The 14985-nt window shown below is 54.4% G+C and carries 15 protein-coding genes and 1 pseudogene; 7 read left to right on the top strand and 9 right to left on the bottom strand.

Annotation, left to right across the window (positions count from 1 at the left end; all coding sequences use genetic code 11):
- Positions 1–99: 99 nt before the first annotated feature.
- The gene (locus tag JS46_RS21825; protein WP_028722792.1) at positions 100–1005 is read right to left on the bottom strand and encodes a LysR family transcriptional regulator; all 906 of its coding nucleotides are present in this window, start codon (positions 1003–1005) and stop codon (positions 100–102) included.
- 98 nt (positions 1006–1103) lie between these two features.
- Here JS46_RS21825 and JS46_RS21820 point away from each other — a divergent pair, with 98 nt between their 5' ends.
- Genes JS46_RS21820 through arsH form a run of 4 tightly spaced genes read left to right on the top strand, consistent with a single transcriptional unit; the run spans position 1104 to position 3954 of the window.
- Positions 1104–1631, top strand: coding sequence for a GNAT family N-acetyltransferase (locus JS46_RS21820; protein WP_014606056.1), 528 nt, complete (start codon positions 1104–1106; stop codon positions 1629–1631).
- Positions 1628–2854: an MFS transporter gene (locus JS46_RS21815; RefSeq protein WP_033755775.1), complete on the top strand. Its 1227-nt coding sequence runs from the start codon at positions 1628–1630 to the stop codon at positions 2852–2854. The genes JS46_RS21820 and JS46_RS21815 overlap by 4 nt, the downstream gene beginning before the upstream one ends.
- 48 nt (positions 2855–2902) lie before the next feature.
- A complete protein-coding gene (locus JS46_RS21810) occupies positions 2903–3235 on the top strand; it encodes a helix-turn-helix transcriptional regulator (RefSeq protein ID WP_028722790.1) in 333 nt (110 codons plus the stop codon).
- 5 nt (positions 3236–3240) lie between these two features.
- On the top strand, positions 3241–3954 hold the full coding sequence (gene arsH / locus JS46_RS21805; RefSeq protein WP_028722789.1) for an arsenical resistance protein ArsH: 714 nt from the start codon (positions 3241–3243) through the stop codon (positions 3952–3954).
- A gap of 66 nt (positions 3955–4020) precedes the next feature.
- Here arsH and arsC read toward each other — a convergent pair whose 3' ends face one another.
- The 4 genes from arsC to cadR form a co-directional block, all read right to left on the bottom strand.
- Positions 4021–4449: a glutaredoxin-dependent arsenate reductase gene (arsC, locus tag JS46_RS21800; protein WP_028722307.1), complete on the bottom strand. Its 429-nt coding sequence runs from the start codon at positions 4447–4449 to the stop codon at positions 4021–4023.
- Between the two features lie 43 nt (positions 4450–4492).
- The gene (locus JS46_RS21795; RefSeq protein ID WP_019106253.1) at positions 4493–5782 is read right to left on the bottom strand and encodes an arsenic transporter; all 1290 of its coding nucleotides are present in this window, start codon (positions 5780–5782) and stop codon (positions 4493–4495) included.
- 90 nt (positions 5783–5872) lie between these two features.
- Positions 5873–6226 (bottom strand): metalloregulator ArsR/SmtB family transcription factor, encoded by a 354-nt coding sequence (locus JS46_RS21790; RefSeq protein ID WP_028722306.1) that lies wholly within the window; start codon positions 6224–6226, stop codon positions 5873–5875.
- Positions 6227–6489: 263 nt separating this feature from the next.
- A complete protein-coding gene (gene cadR, locus JS46_RS21785) occupies positions 6490–6948 on the bottom strand; it encodes a Cd(II)/Pb(II)-responsive transcriptional regulator (RefSeq protein WP_033755771.1) in 459 nt (152 codons plus the stop codon).
- Between the two features lie 193 nt (positions 6949–7141).
- Here cadR and JS46_RS21780 point away from each other — a divergent pair, with 193 nt between their 5' ends.
- From JS46_RS21780 to JS46_RS23955, 3 genes are all read left to right on the top strand, one after another.
- Positions 7142–9658 (top strand): heavy metal translocating P-type ATPase, encoded by a 2517-nt coding sequence (locus tag JS46_RS21780; protein WP_235213027.1) that lies wholly within the window; start codon positions 7142–7144, stop codon positions 9656–9658.
- Positions 9659–9913: 255 nt separating this feature from the next.
- Positions 9914–10561 (top strand): recombinase family protein, encoded by a 648-nt coding sequence (locus JS46_RS21775; protein ID WP_033755769.1) that lies wholly within the window; start codon positions 9914–9916, stop codon positions 10559–10561.
- A 241-nt stretch (positions 10562–10802) separates the two neighbouring features.
- The gene (locus JS46_RS23955; RefSeq protein WP_081876088.1) at positions 10803–11207 is read left to right on the top strand and encodes a hypothetical protein; all 405 of its coding nucleotides are present in this window, start codon (positions 10803–10805) and stop codon (positions 11205–11207) included.
- 25 nt (positions 11208–11232) lie between these two features.
- Here the strand turns inward: JS46_RS23955 and JS46_RS21770 are convergent, their stop codons facing one another.
- From JS46_RS21770 to JS46_RS21755, 4 genes and pseudogenes are all read right to left on the bottom strand, one after another.
- Entirely contained in the window at positions 11233–12741 is a 1509-nt protein-coding gene (locus JS46_RS21770) for a conjugal transfer protein TraG N-terminal domain-containing protein (protein ID WP_033755768.1), read from the bottom strand.
- Positions 12741–13106 carry a hypothetical protein gene (locus JS46_RS21765; protein ID WP_235213026.1) on the bottom strand — a complete coding sequence of 122 codons (366 nt, stop codon included), beginning with the start codon at positions 13104–13106 and terminating at the stop codon, positions 12741–12743. Before JS46_RS21765 ends, JS46_RS21770 begins: the two co-directional genes overlap by 1 nt.
- Positions 13107–13120: 14 nt before the next feature.
- A complete protein-coding gene (locus tag JS46_RS21760) occupies positions 13121–14575 on the bottom strand; it encodes an integrating conjugative element protein (RefSeq protein WP_081876087.1) in 1455 nt (484 codons plus the stop codon).
- Positions 14576–14628: 53 nt separating this feature from the next.
- A pseudogene (locus JS46_RS21755) lies at positions 14629–14985 on the bottom strand (IS1-like element IS1B family transposase); the annotation flags it as partial.

The following is a 14985-nucleotide window of genomic DNA, read 5'->3' as shown; positions in this document are numbered from 1 at the left end:
TCCGCTTTGTGCCAGAAGCGGACGTTGGTAGCTGGTAAAAGCTGTAGTGATACTTCGCCGGAGAGAGTAGACCTGTCCGGTTTAGATATCGAAGAATATTTATCTGATTTCGTTTTTTGCAAAACTGCTGTTTAGGTTTTTCAGCACTTCATTGATACCTCTGCTTACAATCCGGTCTTCCCGCATGACTGTCCCGAGAGTCCGGTGAAGAGAGGGCGTCACAGAGTAAAGATCGAGCCCCGATCTTTCCTCAATGCATGCAACGGACATTCTGGGAACAATGCTGTAGCCAAGACCGGCACGGACCATTCTTTTAATAGCTTCGATACTGCCAAGCTCCATGACCGGGCAGGCAATATGTCCCGTCTCCCGGAACCACTGGTCAATCAGGGCGCGTGTCCCGCTTCCCGGTTCAAAGATAATCAGCGGCAGCGGCAACAAAGCGCCCGGATTCCATATTTTCGCACTCGGCTCTGATGCATCCTTTTCCATGATGACAACAAACTCATCCGTACCCAGCGGGATGATGCTCAGGTTTTTACCTGCAGCTGGCAGAGTCACCAGGCCAATATCTATACGATTTTCCTCCACGCCCCGCACTATATCGGAAGTGTTACCTGTGCGTACGTCCACCTTCAGCAGGGGATGGGCCTGCCGCAGTTGCTGTAGTAAGGGGGGAAGTAAATGAATACAGGCCGTTGCGCCTGTGCCAACAGTAACAGTGCCGGTTATCTCATCAGAATGCTGGCACACCGATTCAACTGCTGTACTTACCACTGCATCAATTTTCATGCTGTGCTCAACGAGAGTCAGCCCGGCTGGCGTGGGCCTTACTCCCCGGCTGGTTCGCTCAATAAGCCGGACCTGAAGCGCCTGCTCCAGTTGTCTTATATGCAGGCTCACTGCCGGCTGCGACAGACCAAGTGCTTCAGCCGCCCCGGAGAAACTGCCCCGGCTGACGACCAGTCTGAAAGTAGCCAGGTGATCGAGGTTCAGGTTTGCCATGCCAAAATTTTCCTTATGCCGCTGATAAGTCCTGCTGCCTGTCTGAAATTGTTCATTCCGGTTAGTCTCTGCTTATGACCGCAGAAGGAGCCGTACCGATGGAAATAACCGAAGCAGATGAACGACATATTCCTGCCATCCAGCAGATTTATGCTTATCACGTATTGCATGGCACCGCCACTTTTGAAACTGAACCGCCGGATCCGGCTGAAATGACAGCCCGCCTGAAAAAGGTGCGTGCAGCAGGACTGCCCTGGTTTGTGGCTGTTGAGGACGGCAATGTCCGCGGATACTGCTACCTGTCACTCTACCGGGAACGGTGTGCCTACAGATTCACCCTGGAGAATTCTGTATATATTGCCCCCAATTTTCAGGGCCAGGGGATCGGAAAAAAGTTGTTATTGAGTGCGGTCACATGGGCAGAGGACCGTAGCTTTCGCCAGCTCGTGGCCGTAGTTGGAAACAGCGAAAATAGCGCCTCTCTTGCCCTGCATCGCGCGGCAGGCTTCAGCATTACAGGAACGCTCAGATCTGTGGGCTTCAAGCACGGACGCTGGCTTGATACGGTCATCCTGCAGCGTACGCTCGGGCAGGGCGACGCCACATTTCCGGAGAGCACGGGTTGACTGACGGGTATCTGACAGGCCGCACCATTTTCTGCATTGGCATGACGCAGCTAATCAACTGGGGTATCACATTCTATATGCCGGGGGTCTTCGGGACCGCCATCATGTCGGAGACAGGCCGGTCACCAGTTGTGACATTCTCCGGGCTGACTATTGCCATGCTTGTTATGGGGCTTGTCTCGCCACTTACCGGCCCCCTTATAGCACGTACCGGCGGGCGTACGGTGATGATGGTGGGAACCTTCGTCATAGTCCTCGGTTGTTTTCTGATGGCTTTTACCCATTCAACCACATCGTGGGTTGCCGTCTGGCTCCTGATGGGAGCTGGCATGCGACTTGCCCTGTATGATGCCGCATTTGCGCTGCTTGTAGAAATTGCAGGCGCAGAGGCCCGCCGGGCAATCACCCTGGTCACACTGCTGGGTGGTCTCGCGTCAGTCGCGTTCTGGCCTGCTGGCGCTGCGCTACTGCACTTTACCGACTGGCGGCATGCCATTATCGTTTACGGCTGTGCAGGCATTGTCAGCCTGCTTTTTTTGACCACCGTTCCGGCAGGTTATCGGCGTCAACCTCCCGTTGCCGGGCAGCCCGCTCTTCAGGCGATCGGACCAGCAGAAGACCGGAAAGCCTTTATCAGCGGCCTGTGGTACGCCACGTTGATAGCGCTGATAAGCTTTGTTTCCACCGGCGTGTCCGCTCATTTTCCTCAGATACTGGCCGCTTATGGTATGCCCGCCGTAGCGGGTATGTTGTGGGGGGTGGGACAGGTGAGCGCCAGACTGCTGGACGTGGCTTCCGGTGCACGTACTTCAGCGATCCGTCTGAGCCTGTTTACCGGCATTATTCTGCCATTATGCTTTTTGGTTGGCCTTGCAGGGAATGTTACCCCGGTGGCTACAGCCATCTTTATTCTGAGTTACGGGGCTGTAAACGGACTGAGTACGATCATTAAGGCCGTCCTGCCTCTTGTGCTGTTTGATCCGCAGCAGTATGCCCGTAAAACAGGCTTACTGCTGTCACCCGCTTTTTTGCTCGCGGCGCTCGCGCCGTCAGTTTACGCCATACTGCTGGAGCAATACGGCACACCCGGCACGCTGCTTTTATCTGCCATCCTTACCCTGTTCATCACGGCGATTTCCATAGTGATCTGGCGTCGTCATCCTTCCTCTGCTGGACCGAACCGGGATAAGGGCGAGCCATCCATTCCGGGGAAAAATATTTGACGCTGATTATATTTCTATTATTCTGGAAATATAGTTCAAGGAGGGCGTATGGATTTAAAAACAGCAGCAAATGCGCTTCGGGAGCTGGGGCACCCGACCCGTCTTAGCGTATACCGGGAGCTGGTGAGAGCGGGTCATGACGGCCTGCCAGTCGGTGTTCTGCAGAAGCGCCTCGGTATTCCGCCCTCCACGCTCAGTCATCATATTTCGGCGCTGATGTCCGCGGGCCTGATCAGCCAGGAACGGCAGAGCCGTACCTTGTTTTGCAGACCTTGCTATACGCAGCTTGAACAACTGATGGCCTTTCTTACAGAGGAATGCTGCGCAGGCAGTAGCTGCAGCCTGTCACCCGCGACGACTCACAAAGAGACCTCATTGTGAATAACATGAACGATACCCTGAAAAATGTTGATACTTCACTCCTGGACGTGCCGCTGACGGAAGATAAGCTGAGGGCTGCAGAAGTGGCGCACCCGCCCCGCATTCTGATGCTCTACGGCTCGCTGCGGGAACGATCTTATAGCCGGCTGACGACGGAAGAAGCCGCCCGGCTGCTGACGGCAATGGGTGCAGAGGTCAAAATTTTTAATCCGTCCGGTCTGCCGCTGCCTGATGATGCCCCTGAAACGCATCCCAAAGTTGTGGAACTGCGCGAACTGGTTCTCTGGTCGGAAGGCATGGTATGGTGCTCCCCGGAGCGTCACGGCGCTATGACCGGCATCATGAAGGCGCAGATTGACTGGATACCGCTGACGTCAGGTGCGGTTCGCCCGTCGCAGGGAAAAACCCTGGCTGTCATGCAGGTCAGCGGCGGCTCGCAGTCTTTCAACGCAGTTAATCAGATGCGCATTCTGGGGCGCTGGATGCGTATGATTACTATCCCGAATCAGTCATCCGTGGCAAAAGCCTGGGCTGAATTTGATGAAGATGGTCGCATGAAGCCTTCGCCTTACTACGATCGCATCGTGGACGTAATGGAGGAGCTGATGAAGTTCACTCTGTTGACGCGCGGGCGCAGTGACTACCTGACCGATCGCTACAGCGAAAGGAAAGAAAGTACCGCGCAGCTCTCTGAGCGGGTTAATCAGCGCAGTATATGAAAAAAGCCGGCATCTGCCGGCTTCTGTTTTTGCGTCTCCCTTCCTGCCGGCAGCACACTGAAAAAATCAGTGGCTCATCCGGTTTCCGTGTTCATCAATGACTTTTTCGCCGTCCTCTTTCGTAAATGCTCCCTGCTGCGGGTCAGGCAGAATGTCCAGAACCGCTTCAGACGGACGACAGAGTCTTGTGCCGAGCGGCGTCACAACCACGGGGCGGTTTATGAGGATAGGGTGAGCCAGCATCGCATTCAGCAGTTCATCATCGTTGAACCGGTCTTCTGCCAGCCCCAGCTGCTCATACGGCTCTGTATTTTTGCGCAGCAGGGCGCGTGCGCTAATACCCATATCAGCTATCAGCTTTTTAAGCTCGTCGCGGGATGGTGGCATCTCCAGATACAAAATCACTGTTGGCTCCACGCCACTGTTACGGATAAGCGCCAGAGTATTACGGGACGTTCCGCAGGCCGGATTGTGATAAATAGTGATATCAGTCATAAACGGTACTCCGTTAAGGAGCTGCACAGACGCAGCCCCGGGGTTAAGGTTGAAAAGACAGGCGCAGGGCCAGCGCCGCCAGCGTCACAAAAAGTACCGGCAGGGTCATCACAATGCCCACGCGGAAGTAGTAGCCCCAGCTGATGGTGATGTTTTTCTGAGCCAGCACGTGCAGCCACAGCAGTGTCGCCAGGCTGCCGATGGGTGTGATTTTCGGGCCGAGATCGCAGCCGATGATGTTGGCGTATACCATTGCCTCTTTCACCACACCCTGAGCCGTGCTGCCGTCAATCGAAAGCGCGCCAACCAGCACGGTAGGCATGTTGTTCATTACGGAAGAGAGTGCCGCAGTCAGGAAGCCGGTGCCAAGTGTGGCACCCCAGACGCCGTGCTCAGCAAAACGGTTCAAAGCAGCAGAGAGGTAATCCGTCAGGCCGGCGTTACGCAGGCCATATACCACGAGGTACATGCCCAGCGAGAAAATGACTATCTGCCAGGGCGCGCCTTTCAGCACTTTGCGGGTGTCGATAACCTGTCCTTTTTGGGCAACCAGCCAGAGAACAAACGCCCCTACCGCTGCTACCAGGCTGACCGGTACTCCAAGGGGCTCAAGGCCGAAAAATCCGACCAGCAGCAGAAGTAAAACAAACCATCCGGCCCGAAAGGTGCGCATGTCGCGTATAGCTTCCGCTGGCGCTTTCAGCTTCGCCAGGTCATAGGTTGCCGGGATCTCTTTGCGGAAAAACAGATGCAGCATCACCAGCGTAGCCACCACGGAAGCAATATTCACCGGCACCATGACGGAAGCATACTCACTGAAGCCCAGCTTAAAGAAGTCCGCCGTGACGATGTTGACCAGGTTCGACACGATTAGCGGCAGGCTGGAAGTGTCAGCGATAAAGCCCGCTGCCATTACAAATGCCAGCGTGGCAGCCGGACTGAAGCCCAGCGCCAGGAGCATGGCAATAACGATTGGCGTCAGGATAAGCGCCGCGCCGTCATTGGCGAACAGCGATGCCACTGCCGCGCCCAGCAGAATAATATAGGTGAACAGCAGTCTTCCTCTGCCGCCTCCCCAGCGGGAAACATGGAGTGCTGCCCACTCAAAAAAGCCGGACTCATCTAACAGCAGGCTGATGATGATGACCGCAATAAACGTGGCCGTCGCATTCCAGACAATCTGCCATACGGCAGGAATATCACCGATATGCACCACGCCGGTCATTAGCGCCAGAGCGCCCCCGATAACGGCACTCCAGCCAATACTCAGTCCTTTCGGCTGCCAGATAACCAGTACCAGCGTCAGAACAAAAATCGCACCCGCCAGAAACATATACTCTCCTTTAATACTGCACCTGTCAGGCCTGGCGCAGAGAACTTAAAAATATACATATGGGAAAACACATATGAATAGTTAAAAAATTTAAATGCAGATTGGCTTGCCGTTGGTGGTTACATTGTCCCGCTCAGCCTGCTGGCTGAGCTGCAGGATGTCATCCCGCTGGCACAGATAAGCCTGTTCAATTACAGCTGCCGCCCAGACGGGCATATGAGGTGACAGTCGGTAATGAATCCACTTGCCATCACGCCTGTCGATAAGCAGACCGGCGTCCCGGAGTAACGCAAGATGACGGGAAATTTTTGGCTGAGATTCTCTGAGAGTAGTTGTGAGTTCGCAGACGCAAAGTTCTCCCTTTTCCCGCAGCAACAGCACCAGACTGAGCCGTGTTTCGTCAGAAAGCGTTTTGAAAAGCTGTAGAGGATTAAGCTGAAGCATTACAACTCCTGTTTAACAAACAGTGAGCAGTATCGCTAAGTAGGGGGTAGCGAGCAACTATACATTCGGTAAAACATATATTTTTGGTGGTTTTTTATCTTGCAGGTCAGATATAGAGTACGTCGATAAATAAGTTGTAATCGATCAAGGTCCGCTCCTCGCTCATAGCGGACCTCCAGCTCAGTCAGCATGTCCGCTCTGTGCCAGAAGCGGACGTTATCTTTTAATTAAAACGGCTCGTTACAGAGCCTGCTCTTAAAAAATTAATGCGGATGGCTGCCGGCAAGATGGCCAGAAGAAATAACGGGAAGGACATCATCCGACTCATCTGCCTGCTCCAGTTCGCGCAAAATGCCACAGTCGCGCGTTGCACGGTTGGCGTTACAATGACTCTGCAGCTCGCACAACTGCGTTTCCAGCATATTAAGTTCACGAATACGGGCCTGTACATGAAGAAGGTGCTCGTTTATCAGGTCGTTAACCATACCGCAATCTGCATCAGGCTGACTGCGTGCCTGCAGCAGCACCCGGATTTCTTCATGGGTCATATCCAGCGCCCGACAGCGGCGGATAAACATCAGTCTTTCCAGATGGGCACTGTCATAGTGACGGTAGTTATTTGCCTGGTCACGTAATGCTGCCTGCAGCAGCCCCTCACGCTCATAATAACGCACCGTCTCTACCGGACAGCCTGCCTGCCGGGCCAGTTCGCCAATTTTCATAACTTTTTCCTTGTACACTTGACCCTGTAGTTACTTCAGGGTCTTTAATGCCAGTATATGCTATGAACGAGATAAAAACATGAGTGACTGCTGTAGTAATAACAAGTGCGGTTCTGCCGCGTCCGGAGAGCGGACATCCGTCAGCTATACCTCTGCTGCCACGGCAGACGCCTCCGGAAAAACTTCGCAAAAAATGGCTGATGCCTCACCGGACTGTTGTAGTGCCGGAAGCTGCTGTTCATCGGAGAGTCTGAGTCAGCCTTCCGGGCCAGTGGCAGAACGCGACGGGAGCGATAGCGTTCAGACACGTCTGCGCATCGTGCAGATGGACTGCCCGACGGAAGAGACGTTGCTTCGTAAAAAACTCACAAAACTGTCTGACGTCAGTGAGCTTGAATTCAATCTGATGCAGAGGGTACTTACCGTGACCCACTCGCCGCAGGCACTGGAGCCGGTACTACAGGCGGTGCGCTCTCTGGGTTTTGACCCGGAACTGGCTGATAAAGTCACCCGGCCTGCCGGCATCAGTTGTTCAGGCAGCAAAGCGGAAAGCGCCTGCGGTTCCTGCTGCGCACCTGCGGCTGTCACTTCCGGTGAGCTGCAGGCACAGCAGTTGACCGCTGACGGAGTGCGTACCAGCATCCGCATCAGGCAGATGGACTGCCCGGTAGAAGAGGGCATGATCCGTAAAAAGCTGGACGGTATGTCGGCCGTTAAGGAGCTGGATTTTAACCTTATGCAGCGCGTTCTGACGGTCGTTCATGCACCGGGTACGCTGGAGCCGGTTCTGGCCGCCATTCGTTCGCTGGGCTTTGAACCTGAGCTCTCTGACAGCAGCGGGCGGCACGCGGCTACTGAGGAAAAGAAAAATCCCTGGTGGCCGCTGGCACTGGCCGGCGTTGCGGCAGCGGCCGCCGAAGCTATGCACTGGACAGGCATGCCGGAATGGCTGGAAGCAGTTCTGGCCCTGGCCGCTGTTGGTGCCTGCGGCCTGTCTACCTACAAAAAGGGCTGGATTGCGCTGCGTAACGGCAATCTGAATATTAACGCCCTGATGAGCATTGCTGTAACCGGGGCGCTGGCGCTCGGGCAGTGGCCGGAAGCCGCCATGGTAATGGTGCTGTTCACGATCGCGGAACTGATTGAGGCGAAGTCTCTTGACCGCGCCCGCAATGCTATTGGCTCCCTGATGACGCTGACGCCTGAAACAGCCACGATTCAGCAGCCGGACGGTTCCTGGACAGTGGCAGATGCCAGATCTGTACCCCTTGACAGCGTGGTCCGGGTAAAACCGGGTGAGCGTATCGCCCTTGACGGCAGGGTTGTCCGAGGCAGGACCAGCATCAACCAGGCACCCATTACCGGCGAAAGCCTGCCGATCGAAAAAGGAGAAGGCGATCCGGTTTTCGCCGGGACGGTTAACGGCTCCGGTGGTTTTGAATACCGGGTAACGGCTGCTGCCGGAAATACTACACTCGCACGCATCATTCATGCCGTGGAGGAGGCCCAGGGGGCAAAAGCCTCTTCGCAACGCTTTGTTGACCGCTTTGCACAGGTTTATACCCCCGTGGTGTTTGCAATCGCGGTTGCGGTTGCCATCCTCCCGCCACTGATGGCAGGTGAAAGCTGGCACGAGTGGGTTTATAAGGCGCTTGTCATGCTGGTTATCGCCTGCCCCTGCGCGCTCGTCATTTCCACGCCAGTAACTATCGTCAGCGGCCTGACGGCGGCAGCCCGCCGGGGGATCCTGATTAAAGGTGGCATTTATCTTGAAGAGGGCAGAAAACTGAAATGGCTGGCGCTCGACAAAACTGGCACGCTGACGCACGGTAAACCTGTACAAACGGATGTGATTATCTATACCTGGGTTGCCGAAGATGAAGGCCGCAGACTGGCTGCGAGTCTGGCGGGTTACTCCGATCATCCGGTTTCGCAGGCCGTGACGGCAGCATTAGAGGGTTCGCAGCGTTATGACGTTGAGCGCTTTGAAGCTCTGCCGGGCCGCGGGGTGCGGGGTGTCATCAATGACAGAACCTACAGCCTCGGGAATCTGAGACTGGCTGAAGAAACGAGCAGCTGCCCGGAGACTGTCAGGGCGACGCTCAGGGAACTGGAGTCCGCTGGTAAAACGGTCATCCTGCTCTGTGACAGTCATCAGGTACTCGGGCTGTTTGCAGTGGCAGATACAGTCAAAGAAAGCAGTCGCGAAGCGGTGAGCCAGCTGCACGGTCTGGACGTCCGGACACTCATGCTGACCGGAGACAATTCGAGTACAGCGCAGGCCATTGCCGTTCAGGTCGGTATCGATGAAGCCCGGGGTAACCAGTTGCCTGAGGACAAACTGCGCGCCATTGAAACACTTACGGCTCAGGGTACCACTGGCATGGTAGGCGACGGCATCAATGATGCGCCGGCGCTGGCTCGCGCCGATATCGGCTTTGCCATGGGCGCGATGGGCACCGATACCGCCATCGAAACCGCTGATGTTGCCCTGATGGACGATGACTTACGTAAAATCCCTGCCTTTGTCCGGCTTTCAAAACAGACTTACAGCATTCTGGTACAGAACATCGTTATGGCAATTGGCATCAAAGCAATATTTCTGGCCCTGACCATTGCCGGCATGGGAACCATGTGGATGGCTGTATTTGCCGATGTGGGTGCAAGTCTGCTTGTTGTGGCAAACGGCCTGCGCCTGTTGCGTAAATAGCTGGTTATTATGTTGCCCGCTGGCTAACGGCGGGCAACGTCTGCTTTTCGCTCATAGCGGACATTGGTGGTTCTTTAAATTCGATCACGCTACGTAAATTCTGATTAAAATCCGGCATGGTTACCCCAAAGCAGCGAAATCCAGCTCGGTATACCCAAAAGTCACCCCCTCAAATGCACCCATTTTACCATTAAGTCATTACCTAAAAGTCATGCTATAATAAGTCATCACCTATAAGTCATGGAAGCCTGAAAAATGTACATTTTTGCGTACCTCCGCGCATCTACCCGGCAACAAGATGCCGAGCGTGCTAAAAACAGCCTGCAGCAATTTGTAGCTGAGCGCGGCCATCGTGTAGCAAGCTGGTATGTAGAGAATGTTTCTGGTGCTTCACTTCAGCGGCCCGAACTTATGCGGCTACTTGAGAATGCCTCGCCAGGGGATGCCTTACTGATTGAGCAGGTAGATCGGCTTTCTCGTCTTGATGATGCTGGATGGGTAAAACTCAAGGAATTGATTAACAGTAAAAGTCTATCGATAGTAAGTCTGGATCTACCAACCAGTTACGTCGCGCTGGAGAACCAGAGAAGTGACGACTTTACTGCTGCAATGCTCAGAGCAATAAATGCAATGATGTTAGATATGCTTGCAGCTATAGCCCGTAAGGACTATCAGGATCGCAGACGCAGGCAGCAAGAGGGTATCAAAAAAGCTGTTGAGCAAGGAAAGTTCAAAGGAAAGCAGGCTAACCATCAAATGCATAAAAACGTTATAAAACTGCGGCTACATAACGGGATGAGCATTCGTGAAACAGCCAATACTTGTGGGGTTTCTGAACGGCAGGTAATCAGGATTACTAAACGTTACCTTGCTGAGCATGATGAAAGTTTAATTAATGAGTAGAAGTGACCATGTAACATAACTTCATGATTATTTTATTATTTATCCACTGCATCGGTTTTGAGGTGCTTTTGGGTAGGGGGCTAAAATCAAGATATGCACCCTATTTGGGCGCGAGTTTAGGTGCGACGCTTGCATGTGGGGTTATGTTCTGGGCTGAGAATCAGTCAAATAAATGTTACAACCAAAGTTCTACAGACATTCTATGTGACTATTAAGCTCAAAATTATTCTAAGGAGAGACTATGGATAACTCAGCTTTTAACAGAGGAAAGCGTGCCGCCGGATTCTGGCTCAGGCTCTCTAAAAGCGCGAGAGCTGCCAACAATATTTGTATCGCATGGGCTGTAAGGCGTGGACTTCCTGCTTTTTTAGGGCGCATACCGGTTCCATTGGCGTGCTTTGTAGCGCTGAGTACTGCGGTCGCATGTGGAGTGATCTTTGGAACCATTATCATCATTGGCGGGATATTTGTTTATATGCTGTGCAACATAGCTATCAGCGGTGAAGATGGCTGCAGCGATGATCATGCCCCTTCTTATGGGACTGAGTGGCGTGATGGTTATGAGGGAACGGGGATCTATACAGGCTCATCAATGCCAGGAGCAACATCATCCAGGGTAGATAATTACGAAGACGAGGAAGATTAGAGGGCATCCATGCCCACTAACAAAATCATAGCTTAGCGGCACTTTTAGCTGTATTTACAGCTGAGCCTCCCGCCTTTTGCACATCGTTTGTACCACTTTTGAACGCAGCATCCAGTGTGCCGCCGATACGTACGCCAGCCCATGAAAGTGCTCCCATCCATACTGCAGGCAGTACCAGAAACATCGTGGCCATAACAAAGTTCATGATCAGGTCATCCGAACTGTTCTGAAATCCGGCCATGTTAAAGCTGCTGTGCGTGTCAGAGCTGTACAGCGCTGTCAGCAGCCAGCTGTCGAGCCACCGCGCCAGCTCCCACCAGAACGTCAGGAAGTTCAGCGCAAAAAGCACAAACGTGAGCGTAATAACGGTCTTAATTTCATAGGCAGAGAACGCCAGGATAAGCGGCAGAATCACAACCACGGCCATGAGCAACACGGCCTGGACCATTGGCAGCGCCTGGCGCATGGCATCAAATGCTGGGAACGCTGCCAGACTGCCTAACGCGGTGCCGCCGATCGCAGCTACGCGGGCTACGGAGTTATCGAGCGTGAAATCGGCGTTGCCTCCGTAGCCGGCATAGACATGTCCGCCCTGTGATACGGTCAGACTCTCAGGACTGACCAGGCGGCGGATAATAGCCTCTTTATAGTCCGCTGAGTTGCCCCCGATCATTTTCATGGCAGCTGTCAGACGGGTCCATAACCCCGGGTCAGCCTGATCGACGACGCGAGCCTCCAGCCCGGTATCAGCGCTATTCCACCACTCGCTGCAGGTCGGATAGCCGCCCCGGCCTGTATCCGGCCTTCCGCTGTCGCGGCTTTCGTTCCAGGCAAATTCAGCCCGGGGCGTTTTCGATTGCAGGCTGCCGTAATAATTACTGAGGAAAGTTTTGCTGCCTATCCACTCAATATCACGCAGCGTGGCTTTATCTTTCGTCTGCCCCTGATCCTGACGTTTCCACATATACAGCGCGAGCGAATAGCAGTCGTTGGTAAAGTCCTGCAGCTCCTCCGCGAGAGATTTGTTGTTAATCCGCGTGTGCTGCACCTCGAAGCGGAGCTGACGCATGTCCGGACGGCAGGGGATAGTGGCAACAGACGCCTGGGTAATGCCCTTTGCCAGCTTGTGAATCAGATACCACCAGACCGGCGCGGCAGCCGTCTGATCATTAATGCTCGATATGACCGGTGAATATCCCGTGTCATCGGGCGCTTTTGGCGTCCACGTCCCGCAGCTCTGCGCACGCGACGTGTCATATTTTATCGTGTTCATATCGACGTTCATCAGCGGCATACAGCAGGCAATCATCACCAGAAAAGACGTGTAAACCGCGTGCTCCATGCGGGGTATGGACAGGGCACCTTTATTTCCCTCATCTTCACCTTCTTCACGCACTTTCAGCCAGATGCCGATAAGCCGGAAAGCGACAGGCGCGGCAAACAGGCCGGTCGTGATGAGAATATTCCAGAGTCCGTTGTTAACCACCCAGCCGAGCAGGGTAAGGAAATATTCTAGGTAGCTGTTAGTCAGCATCAGGACGCTCCCGTGCCGCCGAGCAGCACCAGTTCACAGACAACGGCAAAAATAAGGCTTACAGCCGCAATGCGGATCAGCGGCTGCCGGTGTTGCGGGCCGAAGCCCGGTGCACGGAAAACTTTCACAAAACCCCACGCCAGCGCACCATAAATCGCCAGGCGCCATATCAGCCAGCCATAGCGGGCATGCTCCATCCAGTCACGGAATACAGCTGCCTGCGCAGGTTCCTTAATAGCACGGTCCGCGACGATGAGCCCGGCCAGCAGGAATGCCAGCAGAGCGCCGGCAGTACACAGCACGCGCAACAGCGCGGGGTGTCGGCGGAAAAATGAGGCGCGTTGCGCCCCGTTTGTGGTTTTCATAGGCTGCGCTCTCATCAGTTGTTTTCCGTTTCAGGAACGGCCAGACGGTTAATACGGTTGTCGGTGCTGTCATCGCTCTGCGTCTGCGGGTTACTGTTAACGCGCCCGTTTTCCCGATCGATAATGGTGAGCACTGAGTTGCGGGACAGCTCGCGCTTGAGCTCCATTTCATTTCGCAAAGCGGTGATCTCACGATCGATGGCCGCAACGCGACGATCGCCTTCCTCAATGGCCGCATTCTGCGCGGCAGCGTTAGGCTCAGACATGCCGGTAACAATCATGCGGCGCATAATCAGCGCGGTTTCAACCGTATCCGCCATCGCCAGCTCGCCGGCAAGGCGGGCGGTCAGGGCTGCGTTATCAGGATCCCGCTGAAGTGCTCTGATAACGCCTGCAGTGATGGGCAAACTGCCTGTTTTGAGCTTTGCCAGGTTAGTCGCGTTGGGCTGCTCGGTGCCGTTAACGAGTTTTACCAGCTGTTCAGTATTCTCTTTGGTGGTCTCTTCCAGAATCGGAGCAAAGCCAGTGCCGGCCTGAGTAGCCCCCGGCTGCTGTTCCTCATCGCCGCTGGTACACTGAGATGCATCGCTGCAGGTGCGCAGGGAGCTGTCTCCCACAACCTGAACCACGGCTTTAGCGGCTTCTTCAGCACTCGCATATTTTCCGCAGGCTCCCCCGTTACAGCTGTTGCTGCTGACCGTGTCAGAGCTCAATACCGGAAGGCTGTTCATCATATTGAACCCTGCGGCCGTTAAGTCATGCGTTGGTCGGATGGCCTTCTGCCCCTGACCGCCCCGTTTTTGTCCGCCGATCCAGTTCTGGCCTGAGTTGCCCTGCAGCTTGTCCGCTGAGTTATTCACGCGGACAGCATCAGCGTCTCCACTGTTAACAAGCGATCGGTACTCATCCATTACCGCGCCCTGCGTCCATTTGTTGTTGCCAGCAAAATCCATCATGCGCTTCGACATGTTCTGGCAGTTGAGCTGGGCTTTATCAAAAGAGACGTTTGCCTGCAGCACGCCGTTTGTGAGCATGTCGTACAGGCCGGGATTGGCACGCTGGATAATCATTGCCGGCAGGCTGGCGACGGCACCGGTGGCGTTCTGAACCACGTCGCCCATGAGATTTTTGAAGCCATTTGTTACCCCGTTGAGCTGATTACCGACCGTCGTTTTCAGGTCGAAGTTGCCGCACATCAGGTCGCTGCTCCAGCCTGCGCTCATACCGATTTTACGCATGTTGCTGCGCGTTGCCGGCTGTGAAATCACTGAGCCGCCGCCGAGCGTATAGTAGAGCTTGTCAGAAACCGCGCCGCTGACGTCCTTGCCGTAGCCTATGGCGCTGTTATTTACGGAGGGCAGTGAAATACCGAATGCGCCGGACTGGTTATCATCAGCCGCCTGCGCGGATGCCGCTGCGGACGCAATGCACAGGGCAAGCGCGGCCGATTTAAATTGAACTGGTGACATTGTGCCTCTCAGAAGTCAGTTGAATAGAGGAAGGTCTGGGTAATGAATCCAACTTATTGATAGTGTTTTATGTTCAGATAATGCCCGATGACTTTGTCATGCAGCTCCACCGATTTTGAGAACGACAGCGACTTCCGTCCCAGCCGTGCCAGGTGCTGCCTCAGATTCAGGTTATGCCGCTCAATTCGCTGCGTATATCGCTTGCTGATTACGTGCAGCTTTCCCTTCAGGCGGGATTCATACAGCGGCCAGCCATCCGTCATCCATATCACCACGTCAAAGGGTGACAGCAGGCTCATAAGACGCCCCAGCGTCGCCATAGTGCGTTCACCGAATACGTGCGCAACAACCGTCTTCCGGAGCCTGTCATACGCGTAAAACAGCCAGCGCTGGCGCGATTTAGCCCCGAC

The organism is Pantoea sp. NGS-ED-1003, assembly GCF_000738765.1.
GTDB lineage: Bacteria > Pseudomonadota > Gammaproteobacteria > Enterobacterales > Enterobacteriaceae > Pantoea > Pantoea septica.
The sequence above is the reverse complement of the archived record's forward strand: the minus strand, read 5'-3'. Positions and strand labels throughout refer to the sequence as shown.

Coding starts and splice junctions, on each gene's coding strand:
- JS46_RS21825 (WP_028722792.1), bottom strand. CDS start 1,005: ATGGCAAACCTGAACCTCGATCACCTGGCTACTTTCAGACTGGTCGTC.
- JS46_RS21820 (WP_014606056.1), top strand. CDS start 1,104: ATGGAAATAACCGAAGCAGATGAACGACATATTCCTGCCATCCAGCAG.
- JS46_RS21810 (WP_028722790.1), top strand. CDS start 2,903: ATGGATTTAAAAACAGCAGCAAATGCGCTTCGGGAGCTGGGGCACCCG.
- arsH (WP_028722789.1), top strand. CDS start 3,241: ATGAACGATACCCTGAAAAATGTTGATACTTCACTCCTGGACGTGCCG.
- arsC (WP_028722307.1), bottom strand. CDS start 4,449: ATGACTGATATCACTATTTATCACAATCCGGCCTGCGGAACGTCCCGT.
- JS46_RS21795 (WP_019106253.1), bottom strand. CDS start 5,782: ATGTTTCTGGCGGGTGCGATTTTTGTTCTGACGCTGGTACTGGTTATC.
- JS46_RS21790 (WP_028722306.1), bottom strand. CDS start 6,226: ATGCTTCAGCTTAATCCTCTACAGCTTTTCAAAACGCTTTCTGACGAA.
- cadR (WP_033755771.1), bottom strand. CDS start 6,948: ATGAAAATTGGCGAACTGGCCCGGCAGGCAGGCTGTCCGGTAGAGACG.
- JS46_RS21780 (WP_235213027.1), top strand. CDS start 7,142: ATGGCTGATGCCTCACCGGACTGTTGTAGTGCCGGAAGCTGCTGTTCA.
- JS46_RS21775 (WP_033755769.1), top strand. CDS start 9,914: ATGTACATTTTTGCGTACCTCCGCGCATCTACCCGGCAACAAGATGCC.
- JS46_RS23955 (WP_081876088.1), top strand. CDS start 10,803: ATGGATAACTCAGCTTTTAACAGAGGAAAGCGTGCCGCCGGATTCTGG.
- JS46_RS21770 (WP_033755768.1), bottom strand. CDS start 12,741: ATGCTGACTAACAGCTACCTAGAATATTTCCTTACCCTGCTCGGCTGG.
- JS46_RS21765 (WP_235213026.1), bottom strand. CDS start 13,106: ATGAAAACCACAAACGGGGCGCAACGCGCCTCATTTTTCCGCCGACAC.
- JS46_RS21760 (WP_081876087.1), bottom strand. CDS start 14,575: ATGTCACCAGTTCAATTTAAATCGGCCGCGCTTGCCCTGTGCATTGCG.